General features: G+C 45.5%; 2 protein-coding genes. Both read left to right on the top strand.

Features of this window, described 5'->3' with window-relative positions; translation table 11 throughout:
• Positions 1-124: 124 nt before the first annotated feature.
• Entirely contained in the window at positions 125-778 is a 654-nt protein-coding gene (locus F6K53_RS37560) for a phage tail protein I (protein WP_293084744.1), read from the top strand.
• Positions 779-794: 16 nt separating this feature from the next.
• A partial coding sequence (locus F6K53_RS37555) for a hypothetical protein (protein WP_293084741.1) occupies positions 795-2,325 on the top strand: 1,531 nt, incomplete at its 3' end.

Raw genomic sequence — 2,325 nt, 5'->3', positions numbered from 1 at the left:
GAGGTCTTTGTTAAAAACCTACCCCTGTGAGATCTCCCCATCTCCCCATCTCCCCACCTCCCCATCTCCCCATCTCCCCATCTCCCCACTATTCCCTATTCCCTATTCCCTATTCCCTTGACTTATGTCCAACAACCTAAGTAGCTATCTAAACTATCTACCAGCTAACTTTCAGGAAGACCCTTTTGTTGGTCGGTTCCTGCTAGCGTTTGAGCGGGTAATGAGTGGTTTTTTACCTAGGGATACTGATGATCCAAATCCTGAACAGTTGGCTCTAGAAGAGTACATTGACCGTATCCCTACTTACTTCAATCCCTATAATCATCCTGATTTACCAGTAGAGTCAGAGATAGCACCAACTGAGTTTATACCTTGGCTGGCCAGTTGGGTGGCGTTAAGTTTGCGAGATGATTGGAATGAGGAGACTAAACGCCGATTTATCAGCAATATTGTCCCTCTCTATCGCCAACGGGGGACTAAGACGGGAGTGAAGCAAATGCTAGAACTTTACACTCAAGAAGACGTTAAAATCTACGAATTTGAACAACCTGCTCACTACTTCCAGGTGACAATCACCTTGAATGAGCGAGACCCTAAACTGCTGCAACGTCAAGAAGAGATTGCGAAAGCAATTGTTAATCAGGAGAAACCAGCTCACACGTTTTATGCTTTGCGGGTGTTAATACCCGGTATGCAAATTATTAATGAGCCCACTGATAGTAAACCAGGCATCATCGTTGGGGAGACTACACTATTGGGCACCACAACCATATCGTAACTAAGGGAGAATTAAAATGGCAGATTATATTCAGTATCCTTACATTGACAAGCGAGTACGCTACTTCGATGGTGAGTTTTTAAAAGACCAGGATTTTATTGATGAACAAAAGTATCATATTGATCGACAGCGCCGCCTAGACCAATTCCTCCGGGTTTCGGGCATTTGTGATGGTTTGACTCTTAAGACTGACACTAATCAGGTGATTGTTACCCCTGGTACTGCTCTTGACAGTGAAGGTCGGCAGATTATTCTGAGTACAGACTCTTCGCCAATCAATCTTAGCGGGTATCAAAGTCAGGAAGTTTACTTAGTTATTTCCTATCAAGAGGAACAATCGGATCAGACAACTGATGGAGGTTTGGGTAGCAGTGGTGCCAGGCGCTGGCACGAAAAGCCCAATATCCAAGTTGCTACCCTGGGAAATGTGCCTGAGGACTCGATTGTTCTGGCAAAGCTGGCAATTGCTGGAAACGGTAATGTGACTCCTGATCTCAGTGTACGCCAGTATTCTGGAGTGCGTTTGCCTAGTGGTAATTTGGATAGTGGTGCAATCACTGGACCAACCCTGCGTTCTGGTGGTAATAGTGCCAGTAGTTTGGTTGTTATTGAGGGAGATTTGAGTGTTACAGGTGATACCACAGTAAATGGAAGTTTAAGCTTCAGCAGCAACGCATCTGGTGAGCGACCTCTGCTGATGGAAGCTCCCAGCGACGGCAATCATCGCGGTGACGGTACTCAAGGGGCAACCGGCTTAGTCTATCGAGTGGCAGAAAATCCCCCTGAAGGTGACCCGATCTTCCAAGTCAGAAGTGAAGGGGAAGCAGTTCGTTTCTTTGTAGAGCATAATGGATGGACTGGGAGTAGGAGCAATTCTGCATGGTTTGGAGGTACTGAAAGAGATAACTACTTTGCAGGCAAGGTTGGCATCGGCATTAATCCCGCTGAAGAACCATTACACATTCACTCGGCAGTAGGTCAAGGATTGAAAATTGCTGCAGCCGATAAAACTAGCATCATAAAATTGCATGTGGCGAGTGGTGATTATGGCTTCCTAAAATTAGGGGGAAGTAATGGAGATACTGTATTGCGAGGTGGTGATGATCACACTTCCAGCTTCTCTGGTGATCTTAGTGTAGCTGGGACTTTAACTGTTACAGGTAATACCACTCTCAATAATTTGACCATTGACGACTCTGCAACCCTCAGTTTCCACAACAACATGCGGGAGATGATTAATTTGTGGGACCAACGCTATGGCATCGGTATTCAGAGTCATACACAGTATTTTCGCACCGCTAAAAACTTTGCCTGGTACAAAGATGGCTCTCATCACGATAACGAACTCAATGCTGGTGATGGCACAGTCCAGATGGTGATTAAAGATGGTAATGTTGGCATCGGGACAAACGATCCGACGGCAAAATTATCTATTGCATCATCAACTGACAATAGAGCTCATGATTTCGAACTCAAAAATGATCAAGGGGATACTGTCTTACTGATTGATGCAGCTGCCGGTCAGGAGGCTAAGGCTGTCCTAGAGT

Origin of the sequence: Moorena sp. SIO4A1, assembly GCF_010672065.1 — a bacterium.
Classification (GTDB): domain Bacteria; phylum Cyanobacteriota; class Cyanobacteriia; order Cyanobacteriales; family Coleofasciculaceae; genus Moorena.
Note: the sequence above shows the minus strand (reverse complement) of the source record. Positions and strands in the feature narration are given on the sequence as shown.